At 60.2% G+C, this 14,828-nt stretch carries 12 protein-coding genes and 1 rRNA gene; 9 read left to right on the top strand and 4 right to left on the bottom strand.

Annotation, left to right across the window (positions count from 1 at the left end; all coding sequences use genetic code 11):
• Positions 1 to 12 precede the first annotated feature (12 nt).
• Positions 13 to 609, bottom strand: coding sequence for an oligoribonuclease (orn, locus tag GTP27_RS17135; protein WP_202416891.1), 597 nt, complete (start codon positions 607 to 609; stop codon positions 13 to 15).
• Between the two features lie 53 nt (positions 610 to 662).
• Here orn and GTP27_RS17130 point away from each other — a divergent pair, with 53 nt between their 5' ends.
• The 6 genes from GTP27_RS17130 (at position 663) to ppnP (ending at position 8,526) form a co-directional block, all read left to right on the top strand.
• A complete protein-coding gene (locus tag GTP27_RS17130) occupies positions 663 to 1,931 on the top strand; it encodes a M48 family metallopeptidase (RefSeq protein ID WP_161040388.1) in 1,269 nt (422 codons plus the stop codon).
• A complete protein-coding gene (gene rsgA / locus GTP27_RS17125; RefSeq protein WP_161040387.1) occupies positions 1,928 to 2,899 on the top strand; it encodes a ribosome small subunit-dependent GTPase A in 972 nt (323 codons plus the stop codon). Before GTP27_RS17130 ends, rsgA begins: the two co-directional genes overlap by 4 nt.
• Positions 2,900 to 2,991: 92 nt before the next feature.
• Complete coding sequence (locus GTP27_RS17120; protein WP_161040386.1) at positions 2,992 to 5,823, top strand: ATP-binding protein; 2,832 nt, start codon at positions 2,992 to 2,994, stop codon at positions 5,821 to 5,823.
• Between the two features lie 150 nt (positions 5,824 to 5,973).
• Positions 5,974 to 6,900 carry an ornithine carbamoyltransferase gene (argF, locus tag GTP27_RS17115; protein ID WP_161040385.1) on the top strand — a complete coding sequence of 309 codons (927 nt, stop codon included), beginning with the start codon at positions 5,974 to 5,976 and terminating at the stop codon, positions 6,898 to 6,900.
• Between the two features lie 25 nt (positions 6,901 to 6,925).
• Positions 6,926 to 8,158 carry an argininosuccinate synthase gene (locus GTP27_RS17110; RefSeq protein ID WP_161040384.1) on the top strand — a complete coding sequence of 411 codons (1,233 nt, stop codon included), beginning with the start codon at positions 6,926 to 6,928 and terminating at the stop codon, positions 8,156 to 8,158.
• 53 nt (positions 8,159 to 8,211) lie between these two features.
• Complete coding sequence (gene ppnP, locus GTP27_RS17105) at positions 8,212 to 8,526, top strand: pyrimidine/purine nucleoside phosphorylase (RefSeq protein ID WP_161040383.1); 315 nt, start codon at positions 8,212 to 8,214, stop codon at positions 8,524 to 8,526.
• Positions 8,527 to 8,599: 73 nt separating this feature from the next.
• On the opposite strand, the gene murB is transcribed toward ppnP, so the two are convergent.
• Positions 8,600 to 9,628 carry a UDP-N-acetylmuramate dehydrogenase gene (gene murB / locus GTP27_RS17100; RefSeq protein ID WP_161040382.1) on the bottom strand — a complete coding sequence of 343 codons (1,029 nt, stop codon included), beginning with the start codon at positions 9,626 to 9,628 and terminating at the stop codon, positions 8,600 to 8,602.
• A 154-nt stretch (positions 9,629 to 9,782) separates the two neighbouring features.
• On the opposite strand from murB, the gene GTP27_RS17095 reads away from it, so the two are divergent.
• The 3 genes from GTP27_RS17095 to GTP27_RS17085 all read left to right on the top strand — a co-directional run bounded on the left by GTP27_RS17095 (position 9,783) and on the right by GTP27_RS17085 (position 12,790).
• The gene (locus tag GTP27_RS17095) at positions 9,783 to 10,268 is read left to right on the top strand and encodes a YajQ family cyclic di-GMP-binding protein (RefSeq protein ID WP_161040381.1); all 486 of its coding nucleotides are present in this window, start codon (positions 9,783 to 9,785) and stop codon (positions 10,266 to 10,268) included.
• A gap of 141 nt (positions 10,269 to 10,409) precedes the next feature.
• On the top strand, positions 10,410 to 11,666 hold the full coding sequence (locus tag GTP27_RS17090; protein ID WP_161040380.1) for a nitronate monooxygenase: 1,257 nt from the start codon (positions 10,410 to 10,412) through the stop codon (positions 11,664 to 11,666).
• A 98-nt stretch (positions 11,667 to 11,764) separates the two neighbouring features.
• Positions 11,765 to 12,790, top strand: coding sequence for an IS110 family RNA-guided transposase (locus GTP27_RS17085; RefSeq protein ID WP_161040379.1), 1,026 nt, complete (start codon positions 11,765 to 11,767; stop codon positions 12,788 to 12,790).
• Positions 12,791 to 13,063: 273 nt separating this feature from the next.
• On the opposite strand, the gene GTP27_RS17080 is transcribed toward GTP27_RS17085, so the two are convergent.
• Both GTP27_RS17080 and rrf read right to left on the bottom strand, forming a co-directional pair.
• On the bottom strand, positions 13,064 to 14,434 hold the full coding sequence (locus GTP27_RS17080; RefSeq protein WP_161040378.1) for a CHASE domain-containing protein: 1,371 nt from the start codon (positions 14,432 to 14,434) through the stop codon (positions 13,064 to 13,066).
• Positions 14,435 to 14,710: 276 nt separating this feature from the next.
• A 5S ribosomal RNA gene (gene rrf, locus GTP27_RS17075) occupies positions 14,711 to 14,823 on the bottom strand.
• Between the last annotated feature and the right edge of the window lie 5 nt (positions 14,824 to 14,828).

The raw sequence follows: 14,828 nt of genomic DNA, 5'->3' as shown, positions 1-14,828 counted from the left end.
TTGGCGTGCTGCTTACAGCTGGATGAAGTGCTCGCGGTAGTACTTGAGTTCTTCGATCGATTCGATGATGTCGGCCAGTGCCGTGTGCTTCTGGTGCTTCTTGAAACCGGCCACGATTTCCGGCTTCCAGCGCTTGCACAGCTCTTTCAGCGTGGAGACGTCGATATTCCGGTAGTGGAAGAAGGCTTCCAGCTTGGGCATGTAGCGCACCATGAAGCGGCGGTCCTGACCGATGGTATTGCCGCACATCGGCGCTTTGCCCTTCGGTACCCACTGCTTCATGAAGGCGATCAGCGCTTCTTCGGCCTCGGCTTCCGACACGGTGGACGCCTTGACGCGGTCGATCAGGCCGGAACGGCCGTGGGTGCCCTTGTTCCACGCATCCATCTTGTCCAGCGTTTCATCGCTCTGGTGAATCGCAAATACCGGGCCTTCGGCCAGTACGTTCAGGTGCATATCGGTCACCACCACGGCCACTTCGATGATGCGGTCGGTGTCGGGCTCCAGACCCGTCATTTCCATATCCACCCACACCAGATTGAACTCATTCTGCACCGGCTTGATGGCGGCGGATTCGGAACCTTCTGGCAATTCGTTAGCTTGTGACATAATTCTCTCTTGGCTTAATTAATCCTAATCTGCCATTTTCTCACAGGCATAGAATGTATTCACTCGCGTTTTCGATTTTGTTTGTTTCTTTCATCATTTTGACGCTGATCGTGCGTTTCTGGCTCGCTTCGCGCCAGATCCGCCATGTGCTGACCCACCGCAGCGCCGTTCCCGCCGAGTTTGCCGAGAAAATCCCCCTCGCCGCCCACCAGAAAGCGGCTGACTACACCATCGCCCGCACCAAGCTGGGGCTGGTCAGCCTGCTGGTCAGCACCGGCATGCTGATCGCCTTCACCCTGCTGGGCGGCCTGCAGTGGCTGTCGCTGCACGTGTTCCAGCTCACCGGCCCCGGCATGACCTATCAGCTGGCCCTGCTGGCCGCTTTTACCGTGATTTCCGGCCTGATCGACCTGCCGCTCGACTACTACAAACAATTTAATCTGGAACAGCGCTTCGGCTTCAACAAGATGACGCCGGGCCTGTTCTTCGCCGACATGCTAAAAGGCGCGCTGCTGGCGGCCGTGATCGGCCTGCCCCTGATCTGGCTGGTGCTGACGCTGATGGAAAAATCGGGCGCACTGTGGTGGTTCTATGCGTGGGCCGTGTGGAGCGGCTTCCAGCTGCTGATGATGGTACTGTACCCGACTGTGATCGCGCCCCTGTTCAACAAATTTACTCCGCTGGAAGACGCCGCGCTCAAACAGCGCATCGAAGGCCTGATGGAGCGCGTAGGCTTTGCTTCCAAAGGCCTGTTCGTGATGGATGGATCCAAACGCAGCGCCCACGGCAATGCCTACTTCTCCGGCTTTGGCGCCAACAAGCGCATCGTCTTCTTCGACACCCTGCTGTCGCGCCTGCAGCCGCAGGAAATCGAAGCCGTGCTAGCGCACGAACTCGGTCACTTCAAGCTCAAGCACATCATCAAGCGCATCGCCATGATGTTCGCCCTGTCGCTAGGCTTCCTCGCCCTGCTCGGCTACCTGAAAAACCAGCTGTGGTTCTACACGGGGCTGGGTGTCGATCCGCTGCTGCTGCCCGCGCAGGGCAATGACGCTATGGCCCTGCTGCTGTTCATGCTGGTGCTGCCCGTGTTCACCTTCCTGTTCGGCCCGCTGACTTCGCTCAGCTCGCGCAAACACGAATTCGAAGCGGACGCTTTCGCTGCCAAACACTCCCAGGCCGCGGATCTGGTATCGGCACTGGTCAAAATGTACGAAGACAATGCCTCCACCCTGACGCCCGATCCGCTGCATTCGGCTTTCTACGATAGCCATCCGCCGGCCAGCGTGCGCATCCGCCACCTGCACGCGGCGGCAGCATGAGCGCGCCCAAACACAGCCGCGCCAGCGGCAAGGCCAGCGCCCGGCGCAGCAACGGTGCCGACGCCAGCGGCGAACAACTGCAAGCGGTCATCATCGCCGCCCACGGCCGCCACTATCTGGCCGAAGCGGACGGCGAAAAACTGCAATGCGTCACGCGCGGCAAAAAAACCAATGTAGCGGTGGGCGATCAGGTCATGCTGACCCGCACTTCGGCCGATCAGGGCGTGATCGACGAAATCAGCGAACGCCGCACCCTGCTGTACCGCTCGGACCAGTACAAATCCAAGCTGCTGGCGGCCAACCTGACCCAGCTGTTCATCGTGGTGGCTACCGAACCGGGCTTCGCCGACGATCTGGTCTCGCGCGCACTGGTGGCGGCGGAAGCTGCAGGCATCAAGGCCCATCTGATACTCAACAAAGTCGATGTGGTGGAATCGCTGGCCAAAACCCGCGAGCGCGTGCAGCCTTACGCCGCGCTGGGCTACCCGGTCTATGAAGTGTCGGCCAAGGCGCAACCGGAACAGACGCTGGCCACCCTCAAGCCTTTGCTCGCGGGCCAGTCGTCCATCCTGATCGGCCAGTCCGGCATGGGCAAATCGTCGCTGATCAATCTGCTGGTGCCGGAAGCCGATATCGCCGTGCGCGAAATTTCCGCCGCGCTCGATACGGGCAAACACACCACCACCTTCACCCGCCTGTACCAGCTGCCCGGACTGGGGCCGGATTCGGCCATCATCGACTCGCCCGGTTTTCAGGAGTTCGGCCTGTACCACCTGAGCGAAGGCATGCTGGAGCGCGCCTTCGTCGAGTTCTCCGCCTATCTCGGCCACTGCAAGTTCTACAACTGCCGCCACCTGAGCGAGCCCCAGTGCGCCGTGCTCGATGCCGTGGCCGATGGCAAAATCGCCAAAATGCGGCATACTCTGTACGGGCAGTTGTTGCACGAATCAGCACAAACGCTGTACTAAGGATAACAACTCCGGGCCGCACTCCCCCTTGCGGCGAGCTGCACCGTATAATTCCACAGAGCAATATTAACCTTTACTCTGCAAGGATGCCGATGGAGATGTTCGCGCATGACGATGAGCTAGCACGCTGGGAACACGCCCTGCTGTCGCTGCGCGGCCCGGCGCGCCTGCCGGTGCTGCTGCCGCTCACCTGGCATCTGCGCCAGCGCGACAGTACACGTGCTGCGGCACTGGTGCAGGAATGCCTGCAGCTGCTGGCCGCCTCTACCCTGCCCGCTGCGCACCAGCGCCAGCTCAACGCCCGCTTGCAGCTGGTGCAGGCCGAAACCGTCTGGCTCAGCGGTAATCTGGAAAGTGCCAGCGAGCTGCTCGATCCGGCCTACCAGACCTTCTGCCATCTGGGCGACCATCAGGGTTGTGCCGATGCCCACTGGCTGCGCGCAGGGATAGCCATCGACCACGGCCAGCATCAGGACGCCGGCGAAGAACTGGAACTGATGGCCGCCGCCGCCCGCAGTGTCGGCGACCAGCAGCGGGTGGACATTGCCGAAGCAGCGTCGGCACGCTGGGCGGTGATGCACGATCTGACCTCCGCCGAGCGGCGCTGGGGCGCGCGCTTCCCCGCCAACGCTGACTATCCGCCTGCCGTGCTGGCCGGCGTATATGACTTCATCGGACTGGCGGCCAGCCAGCACAGCAACAACGGCGCGGCAGTACGCTACTACATCCGCGCTTACGAAGCGGCGCTGGAAACGGGCCAGATCCGCGTTGCCGTCACAGCAGCCATCAACATCGGCCTGAATTTCACCAGCCTGAACGACCACCACGCTGCGCTCGAATGGATGCAGAGTGCACTCGATCTGGCCCGCCCTACCGGCTGGCCCCGCAGCATAGGCGCGGCACTGGTACACACGGCCGAGACCATGCGCCGCGTGGGCCGGCTCGACGCCGCCGAAGAACTGCTGCGCGAAGCGCTGCAGGTGCTGACGCCCTTGCCCGGCGCGCGCAGCTATGCCCACGCGCTATCCTATCTGGGCGATCTGGCGCTCGATCAGGCCGACTACGTCACGGCGCTGGAAGCCTTCGAGCGCATGCAGGCGCGCGCCGACGCCATGCAGCAGGCCGACTTCCAGTCGATTGCGCGGCGCGGCCAGGCCCATGCCCTGTGCTTCCTCGACCGTCCCGTCGAAGCACGCAGCATCGCCCTGCGCGCGGTCGCGCTGGCCGCCGAGCAGACCAATCTGTACAACCACGTGGCAGCACTGCGGGTGCTGGCCCTGATCCACGAGCGCCATACCCTGCCCGCACCGGCCGGCATGACGGAGCCCAACGCCACGCTGCACTACCTGCATCAGGCTCTGGCAGTAGGCACAGGCATCGAAGGCTATACCCTGCCCGGCGACCTGCACGATGCGCTGGGGCGCGAATACGCCCGCATAGGCGACTATGCCCAGGCCTACGCCTGCGCCCAGACGGCCGCAGCGGCGCGGCAGAAAACCCATAGCCAGGAGGCGACCAACCGCGCCATCGCCATGCAGGTACACCATCAGACCGAGCAGGCCCGCGCGGAAGGGCTGCATCACCGCGAACTGGCTACCTCGGAAGCGCGCCGCGCCGAACTGCTACAGCAGACCAGCGACACACTGGAGCGCCTGTCTGCCATCGGACAGGAAATCACGACCCACCTGAACGCGGGCGCCGTGTACGAAGCGCTGAACCGCCACGTGCAGGCGCTACTGCCCGCCAATACCTATGCCATCTATCTGGCCAGCCGCGACGGCAACAGCATCAGCCGCGTGTTCGGCATGGAAAATGGCCGCCAGCTGGCCGGCAACACCATCGCACTCGAACACCCGCGCGCCAATGCGGCGCGCTGCCTGCGCGAACGGCGCGAAATCTATATCGCCAGCGTCGGGCCGGACGATATCGTGCTGGCGCCCGGCACCCAGCTCATGGCCAGTGCCCTGTATGTGCCGCTGATCGTGGGCGAACGCACACTGGGCGCCATGACGGTGCAGGCCCAGCACGCCGATGCTTTCGGCGAGCGCGAACGGCTGATCTTCCGCACCCTGTGCGCCTATGGCGCAATTGCGCTCGACAACGCGCAGGCCTACCGCCAGCTCAAGGATGCCCAGACCCAGCTGGTATCGCAGGAAAAGCTGGCCGCGCTGGGCGCCCTGATGGCCGGCGTGGCGCACGAACTGAACACCCCGATCGGCAACAGCCTGCTGATCGCCAGCACGCTGGCGCAGAAAACCGAGGAGCTGGCCAGCCGTCTCGACGGGCCGGGCCTGCGCCGCTCGGAACTGGCCAGCTATATGAACGACGCGCGCACGGCGCACGAACTGGTGATGCGCGGCCTGACCAGCGCGGCCGATCTGGTCAACAGCTTCAAGCAGGTAGCGGTGGACCGCACCACCGAGCAGCGGCGCAGCTTCAATCTGCATCAGGTCAGCCACGAAGTCATCGCCACCATGATGAACCGGGTGCGCGCAGCCAGCCACCGCATCGAGCTGGAACTGCCCGATACCATCGTGATGGACAGCTACCCGGGCCCGTACGGGCAAGTGATTGCTAACTTCATCAATAACGCCCTGCTCCATGCCTTTGGCCGCGCACAGGGTGGCCTGATGCGCCTGAGCGCCCGCACGCTGGCGGAGGAACGCGTTCAGCTCACTTTCAGCGACAACGGCAGCGGCATCGCCGCCGAAAACATGTCGCGCATCTTCGATCCCTTCTTCACCACCAAGCTCGGTCAGGGCGGCAGCGGGCTGGGACTCTCGATCAGCTACAACATTGTCACTTCGCTACTGGGCGGCCAGATCAGTGTGGAGAGTTCACCTGCCGGCACCTGCTTCACGCTCGACTTGCCGCTCACGGCGCCGCAGCATCAGCAAGCCACCACTACCCAGATCTACACCTGAGCAGGCTGGCCTGCCATGCCAGCCACGGGACAGCTGTATAGACAGGAGAATGTGCGGCAATTCGACCTTTGCACCGAATTGCCTTTATAATTGACCGGTTCAGCTGGTCAGGCCTCTTGTCTCACGCCAGCACTTCTGTTAGTTGCCACTATGTCTACCCAAAAACCGATCAAGCACTATCTGCAGTTCTCCGATTTCACGCTGGAAGAATACGAATACGTCATCGAACGTGCGCACCTGATCAAACGGAAGTTCAAGAACTATGAAATCTACCATCCGCTGATCGACCGTACGCTGGTGATGGTGTTCGAGAAGAACTCCACCCGTACCCGCTTGTCGTTCGAAGCGGGCATGCACCAGCTGGGCGGCGCCGCCATCTACCTGAACACGCGCGACTCGCAGCTGGGCCGCGGCGAACCGGTGGAAGACGCCGGCCAGGTGATGAGCCGCATGTGCGACATCATCATGGTGCGTACCTTCGGTCAGGACATCATCGAGCGTTTCGCTGCCAATTCGCGCGTGCCGGTGATTAACGGTCTGACCAACGAACACCACCCATGCCAGGTGTTTGCCGATATCTTCACCTACTACGAACACCGCGGCCCGATTACGGGCAAGACCGTGGCGTGGATAGGCGATGCCAACAACATGCTGTACTCGTGGCTGCAGGCAGCGGAAGTGTTCGGCTTCCACGTCAATGTCTCCACCCCGAAAGGCTACGACATGGACATGTCGCTGGTCTCGACCAAACGGTTTACCTTCTTCGACAACCCGTCCGATGCCTGCCAGGGCGCGCATCTGGTCAACACCGACGTGTGGACCAGCATGGGTTACGAAGCCGAAAACGCTGCCCGTATCAAAGCCTTCGACGGCTGGATCGTGGACAGCGCCAAAATGGCGCGCGCCGCACCGGACGCGCTGTTCATGCACTGCCTGCCAGCGCACCGCGGCGAGGAAGTCTCCGCCGACGTCATCGACGGCCCGCAATCGGTGGTCTGGGATGAAGCAGAGAACCGCCTGCACATCCAGAAGGCCCTGATCGAATACCTGCTGATCGGCCGCGTCGACACCAAATAACACACTTCAACCCATTGGAACTAGCATGAGCGATATTAAAAAAGTAGTCCTCGCCTACTCGGGCGGCCTCGATACTTCCGTCATTCTGAAATGGCTGCAAGATAACTACCAGTGCGAAATCGTCACCTTCACCGCTGACCTGGGTCAGGGCGAAGAACTGGAGCCAGCCCGCGCCAAGGCGCTGAAGTTCGGCATCAAGCCGGAAAATATCTACATCGACGACGTGCGCGAAGAATTCGTGCGCGACTTCGTCTTCCCTATGTTCCGCGCCAACACCGTGTACGAAGGCGAATACCTGCTCGGTACGTCGATCGCCCGTCCGCTGATCGCCAAGCGCCTGATCGAGATCGCCAACGCCACCGGCGCCGACGCCATCTCGCACGGCGCCACCGGCAAGGGCAACGATCAGGTGCGTTTCGAACTGGGCGCCTACGCGCTGAAACCGGGCGTGAAGATCATCGCTCCATGGCGTGAATGGGATCTGCTGTCGCGCGAAAAACTGCTCAAGTACGCCGAAGACGCCGGCATCGAAATCGACATGAAGCACAAGAACGGCGGCGCGCCCTACTCGATGGACGCCAACCTGCTGCACATCTCGTTCGAAGGTCGCCATCTGGAAAACCCGAGCGCCGAAGCGGAAGAAAGCATGTGGCGCTGGAGTGTCAGCCCAGAAGCGGCACCGGACCAGCCGGAGTATCTGGACATCGAATACGAGCGCGGCGACATCGTCGCCCTGAACGGCGTGCGCATGTCGCCGGCCACCGTGCTGACGGAACTGAACCGTCTGGGCGGCAAGCACGGCATCGGCCGTCTGGATCTGGTAGAAAACCGTTACGTCGGCATGAAGTCGCGCGGCTGCTACGAAACCCCGGGCGGCACCATCATGCTCAAGGCGCACCGCGCCATCGAATCGATCACGCTGGACCGCGAAGTAGCGCACCTGAAGGATGACCTGATGCCACGCTACGCTTCGATGATCTACAACGGCTACTGGTGGGCACCAGAGCGCGTTGCGCTGCAAACCCTGATCGACCACACCCAGGCCACCGTGAACGGCTGGGTACGCGTCAAGCTGTACAAGGGTAATGTGATCGTCGTCTCGCGCGATTCCAAAACCGATTCGCTGTTCGACATGAACATTGCGACCTTCGATGAAGACGGCGGCGCCTACAACCAGGCCGACGCCGGGGGCTTCATCAAACTGAACGCGCTGCGTATGCGCATCGCTGCCAATGCCCGCCTGAAACGCGGTCAATAATCGCATTCGAAGGCCGCTCCCTGAGCGGCCTTTTTTTTAATAGGATAGTTAGCATGAGCAAGCAATTCGACCAGGTCTCCGTGGTCAAACAGGCCAACAAATACTTTGATGGCAAATGCATTTCGTATAACGTGCTGTTCGCCGATGGCAGCAAGAAGAGTGTCGGCGTCATCTTCCCTTCCAGCCTGACCTTCAACACGGGCGCGCCGGAAGTGATGGAAATTCTCGGCGGCGTGTGCAAAGTACGTCTGGCCGGTGCCAGCGAGTGGACCACCTACGGTGCTGGCCAGTCGTTCAGCATCGCTGCCAATTCGAGCTTCGATATCGAAACGGTAGAACTGCTCGACTACGTCTGCCACTTCGGCTAATCGCCTCCACAGCGCGCAGCATCCGCCTGCGCGCTGTCCGCATCGCCAGACTCGCTGCCGCGCACTTCCCTGTCTAGATAAACACCGGCTCCGGTTCCAGCAGCACGCCGTAGCGCGCCTGCACGTCGGCCTGTATGGCCCGCGCCAGCGCCACCACCTCGGCGCCTGTTGCGCCGCCCTGATTCACCAGCACCAGCGCCTGCTGCGGATACACACCGGCAGCACCCAGCGTGCGCCCTTTCCAGCCGCACTGGTCGATCAGCCAGCCTGCTGCCAGCTTTTCGCTGCCGTCCGGCTGACGGTGGTGCACCAGCGCAGGGAACTGTTGCAGCAATGCCGCGCATTGCGCGCCGCTCACTACCGGGTTCTTGAAGAAGCTGCCGGCATTGCCGATCTGCGCAGGATCAGGTAGTTTGCGGCGGCGGATGGCGATCACCGTATCGGCTACCTGCTGGGCCGTGGGCGCCGCCAGATTCTGCTGCGCCAGCGCCTGCGCCAGTTCGGCATAGCGCAGGTTGGGCTGCCAGGCACGCGGCAGTGCAAACGTCACATCCAGCACGATCAGATCACGTCCTTCGGGCTGTTTGAAGATGCTGTCGCGATAGCCGAAGCGGCACTCGGCGGCCAGCATTTCGCGCGTACTCCGGGTGCCCGCATCGAACACCGTCACGCTGTGCAGCACGTCTTTGACTTCGATTCCGTAAGCGCCGATGTTCTGGATAGGCGCGGCGCCGGCCGTGCCCGGAATCAGCGACAGGTTTTCCAGTCCCGCATATCCATGTACAAGTGTCCACTGCACAAACGCATGCCAGTTTTCACCGGCCGCCGCACGCACATAGTGGTGCATTGCATCGCTGCGCACATGCTCGCGGCCACGCAGATCCATATGCAGCACTAGGCCGGAGAAATCCTGCGTGAACAGCAGATTACTGCCCCCGCCGAGTATCAGCTTCGATGAAGTAGCCCATATGGCATCAGCATAAACGCCGAACAGTTGCTCGGTTTTCGTCACGCGCAAATATGCGTGCGCCTTCGCGGCGATGCCAAAAGTGTTGAGAGTTTGCAGCGGAAAATCGTACTGGATCGCGGAGAGGGAGGACATGAAGGAGAAAAGCAAAATATTTTGACGATTATAGAGCCAAACCCGTAAAAAACCACGGTGTATATGACGGCTTGTGGACAGTTGTCCGTTAAAATATCAGCCTTTGATGCGCGGCTTTTACGGCCGCTGCAAGCCACACGAAAAGGAAACCAGCATGCCATCGTTTGACGTAGTCTCTGAAGCCGATATGATCGAAGTAAAAAACGGTGTCGAGCAAGCCCAGAAAGAAATCGCCACCCGCTTCGACTTCAAGGGCACCGGCGCTTCGGTCGAGCAGAAAGACACCGAACTGACCGTGATCGCGGATTCCGATTTCCAGCTGCAGCAGGTACGCGAAGTACTGACCAACAAGCTGGCCAAGCGCAAGGTTGATGTGCGCTTCCTCGAAGAAGGCGACATCAAGAAAATCGGCGGCGACAAGGTCAAACAGGTGATCAAGGTCAAAAATGGTCTGGAGTCCGATAGCGCGAAGAAAATCGTCCGCGTGATCAAGGATAGCAAGATGAAAGTGCAAGCCAGCATACAGGGCGACTCCGTGCGTGTTACCGGCGCCAAGCGCGACGACCTGCAGGCCGCCATGCAGATGCTGCGTAAAGAAGTACCCGAGACCCCGCTGGAGTTCAACAACTTCCGCGATTAAACCACTCCGGCGCGCACAGACGCGCCGTCACAAAGCTGTAGTACAGCAGGAGTACAATCGTCTCGGACTTCCTGCGCGCTACTACTGCGCTAACGCCGGGTGTACTGCCCGGCAACCACTTTCGGTAGTCTAAGGATAGCAATGAAACGTGTTGATGATTTCCGCCTGCGCTTTGGCAAAAACGAGTATGTGCCCATCATGATAGGCGGAATGGGTGTGGATATTTCGACCTCGGAACTGGCGCTGGAAGCAGCCCGTCTGGGCGGTATCGGCCATATTTCCGATGCCATGGTGGAAGATGTGTCGGACCGCCGCTTCGATACGGGCTTCGTCAAGGAAAAGACCAAGCTCTACAAACACAACATCAACAACATGGACAAGGCGCTGGTGCAGTTCGACCTGGCCAATCTGGCCGAAGCACAGCGCCTGCACATCGGCAAAACCATGGAAGCGAAAAAAGGCCCGGGCCTGATCTTCGTGAACTGCATGGAAAAGCTGACCATGAACGGCCCGCGCGAAACCCTGCGCACCCGCCTGAACGCAGCACTGGACGCTGGCGTGGACGGCATTACCTTGTCCGCCGGTCTGCACTTCGGCTCGTTCGCGCTGATGGCTGATCACCCGCGCTTCCGCGAAGCCAAGCTGGGCATCATCGTCTCGTCGGTGCGTGCACTGCAGATCTTCCTGCGCAAGAACGCCAAGCTGGACCGTCTGCCTGACTACATCATCGTCGAAGGCCCGCTCGCTGGTGGCCACCTCGGCTTCGGCATGGACTGGGCCGACTTCGACCTGATGACCATCACCAAGGAACTGCTGGACTACCTGAAAGCCGAAAACCTCGACATCCCGCTGATCGCTGCAGGCGGTATCTTCACCGGTAGCGATGCGGTGCGTTTCCTCGAAGCAGGTGCCGCCGGCGTGCAGGTTGCTACCCGCTTCACGGTCGCCAAGGAATGCGGCCTGCCGGACAAGGTCAAGCAGGAATATTTCAAGGCCAGCGAAGAAGACATCATCGTCAACGGCGTCTCGCCTACCGGCTACCCGATGCGCATGCTGAAGAACACGCCGGCCATCGGCGCCGGCATCCGTCCCGGCTGCGAATCGTATGGCTACCTGCTGGATTCGACGGGCAACTGCGCCTACATCAATTCGTATAACCGCGAAGTGGCCGCCACGGGTTCCGACAAGAATCTGGTCATCATGGACAAGACCTGCCTGTGCACCCATATGCGCAACTTCAACTGCTGGACCTGCGGCCACTACACCTACCGCCTCAAGGACACCACGCACAAGAAGGCCAACGGCGAATACCAGCTGCTGACGGCGGAACACATCTTCAAGGATTACCAGTTCAGCACGGACAACCAGATTGCCCTGCCTGAAAAGGAAGCGGAATAAACGATAACGGCGCTCACTGAGCGCCGTTAATGAGATGGTCACCCTCACCCTATAAGTCCTAAACTTATAGGGTGTTTTCATTTCTGGAGGGCGCCATCATGGACAGCGTAACGTTGATCGGTATCGACCTTGGCAAACACAGTTTCCATGTCCACGGACAGGACCGTCAAGGCAAGGCACTGCTGCGCAAGAAGTTCAGCCGTAAGCAGCTCATGGAGTTCCTCGCCAATTTCCCTCCCTGCACTATCGTGATGGAGGCCTGCGCTGGCGCACACCATATGGCGCGGCAGCTGGCCGCACTGGGGCACGAACCGAAGCTGATCTCGCCGCAGTTTGTGCGTCCCTTCGTTAAGAGTAACAAGAATGACTTCATTGACGCCGAAGCAATTTGCGAGGCAGCTTGCCGTCCGACGATGCGTTTCGTGACACCCAAAAATGAGGCACAACAAACCTTAGCGGCATTGCATCGGGTGCGTGATTCGTTAGTACGTGAGCGCGTCAAGGCTAGCAACCAAATCCATGGTTTTCTGCTGGAGTTTGGTATCAGCCTGCCAATTGGGCATGCGGCGATCCGCCGCCTAGCCCTCGTCCTGGCAGAGCAGGAGCTTCCGCCAAAGCTGGTGCAGGTGCTGGAACGACTGCATGCTCATTTCAAATATCTTGAGGCGCAGATCGCCGACATTGAAAAAGAGCTGACCCGGGAGGTGACCGAGGATGACCTGGGCCAGCGGCTGATGACCGTGCCAGGTATTGGACCGATCACAGCCAGCGTGCTCGCCGCAGAAGTGGGCGATGGCAAGCACTACCGCTGCGGGCGGGATTTTGCGGCGTCGGTCGGATTGGTGCCGCGCCAGTACAGCACGGGAGGCAGGAGTAAGCTGCTGGGCATCAGCAAGCGCGGAGATAAGGATCTACGGCGCTTGTTGGTACAGTGCGCCCGAGCGTATATGCAGCGCCTAGAGCGGCAGCAGGGGCGCCTGGCTCAGTGGGTCAGGGGCATGTTGATGCGTCGGCATTCCAACGTAGTGGCGTGTGCCTTGGCCAATAAGCTGGCACGAATCACTTGGGCCATCGCGGCTCACCACGAGCAATTTAAAATAAAAGAGGTCCCGCTTGCACAATAAGCGGAACCTCGGACTCACAGTTGAAGTACACCTACCGGTTTTGCGACTGCTGATAGATTGGATGACGTAAACGGCACACCGGCCTGACGGAAACCCTGATAAAAAAATCGGCTGCTTGAGAAGCCGAGCCGTTTTTTAGGACCGACAGGCGCGACTCTCATCGTGGCGCGGAGACTATCTCCAACCAGACGCCGGATAGATTTAAGCGAGCCTACTTACAGCATACAAAAAATCAGCTTGCAAAAAAGAGGGTGACCATAGATTTTTTATCTATCAGGCAGCGGGCGTCAGAGCTGGTGCCTCGCGCGCTGCAGCCAGACTCATGAGGCTCTGCTGCATCATCAGTTCCGCCATCTTCTCGTCGCTCACATCACGCAGCATCAGCGAATAATGAGCTTCGCCATCCAGCTCGAAACGGCGCAGGCTCAGCGCCAAGGGGAACCGGCTACCGGTGGAACGCACGCCCGTCGCTTCGGCCCGCACCATGGGCATCAGCCCGGCTGTCGAAACATGGGCGCCGCACAGCGCCGACAGTTGCAGTTTATCGAAACCGGGGATACGGGCATCCAGCCGGACGCCGATGAGCTTACCGGTAGCGACCCCGAAAATATGTTCGGCCGCCTGATTGGCCGACACCACACAGCCATCGCTATCGAGATTCAGCACGCCTTCCACGGCAGCATCAAGCACTGCACGTAATTCGGTCTGGCTACGCACCAATCGACGGCTCATCATGCGGGTAACACTGTCGGCGCGGGCGCGGATAATGGCCTGATGATTGAGCAGCAGCGTTAGCGCAGCACTCACGCACAGACCGAACAGCAGCCACTGCCAACTAGGACTTTCTAGACCCGCAGGCGTACGCGAATTGAACACTACGGTCCAGTTCTGCCCGCCCCACGTGAGCTGACGGGTCAGGCTCAGCTCTTTGGCACCAGACTTGCGCGTGCCATATACCTGCCGTTGCGGATCGGCCAGTATGCCGCTATAAAGCTGAACTGCCACATCAGGGTAGGCGCGCACCAGCAGGCGGTTCAGCAGCACATCAAGACGGAGCAGCGCAACGACCGAGCCCTGCAACGCCGCACGGCGCTGTTCCACCGATTGCAACAGCGCGTCCTGACGATACACGGGCAGATAAAGCGCCACCAGCAAGCCTTTGCCTGCTTCAGGCAATGCGCTCGCAGCCAGCGGTGCGCTCATTACCAGCTGACCGCTATCACGCGCTTTCAGCCATGCCGTATGCCGTGGATCAGTCGGCGCCAGGGTTTCGCCCGCCGCAGGCCGGAACTCCAGTGCCAGCAGCTCAGGCAGGGTCTGGCCCTGCTTCATGCTCTCGGTATAACGATGCCAGTCGCTCTCGTTCATGCCAGGATAGGCCTGACGATAGGCTACCGCGCCCCGCAGTATCAACTGATGCTGGTCGATTCTCTGCTGCAGCGTGGTCAGCAGGCGATCGGACGAAGTCTGGAACTGGGCGAGGTCATCTACGCGTTCCTGCATACGCATCCACTGCCAGCCGGCCAGCGTCACCGCCAGACCGAGCAGAATTGCGATAGCAGCAGTACGATTAGGCCGCAGGGCCAACCACCATTGCGCGATTTTTTTGGACGTCCGCGCCAGACGTTCCCGGAAAGCGTTCATATTCACCTCCAGCTCACTACAGGCGGGCCATAACCTTGTTACACCTTACCCGCGACATATTTCTCTCGTTTTTATCAATTTAGGCGATTAAATTGATTTTGCCAAGAAAAGAATTACCAGACGCAATTTTAGTTGCCCAACAGACTCATCATGGCAGCGAACAGAAGGGAAAAACAGGCTCATTTACGCAGGCGCAAAGCAAAAACCCCCCATCTTCGGCGCTGAACGCGATCTTGAGCGCGTTCAGGCAGATGATGGGGGTTCTTCTAATAACTAGCTTGACGATAACCTACTTTCACACTGGTTGCAGCACTATCATCGGCGCAGAGTTGTTTCACGGTCCTGTTCGGGATGGGAAGGGGTGGGACCAACTTGCTATGGTCATCAAGCTTTG

Source organism: Duganella qianjiadongensis, assembly GCF_009857915.1.
GTDB lineage: Bacteria > Pseudomonadota > Gammaproteobacteria > Burkholderiales > Burkholderiaceae_D > Rugamonas > Rugamonas qianjiadongensis.
Note: the sequence above shows the minus strand (reverse complement) of the source record. Positions and strands in the feature narration are given on the sequence as shown.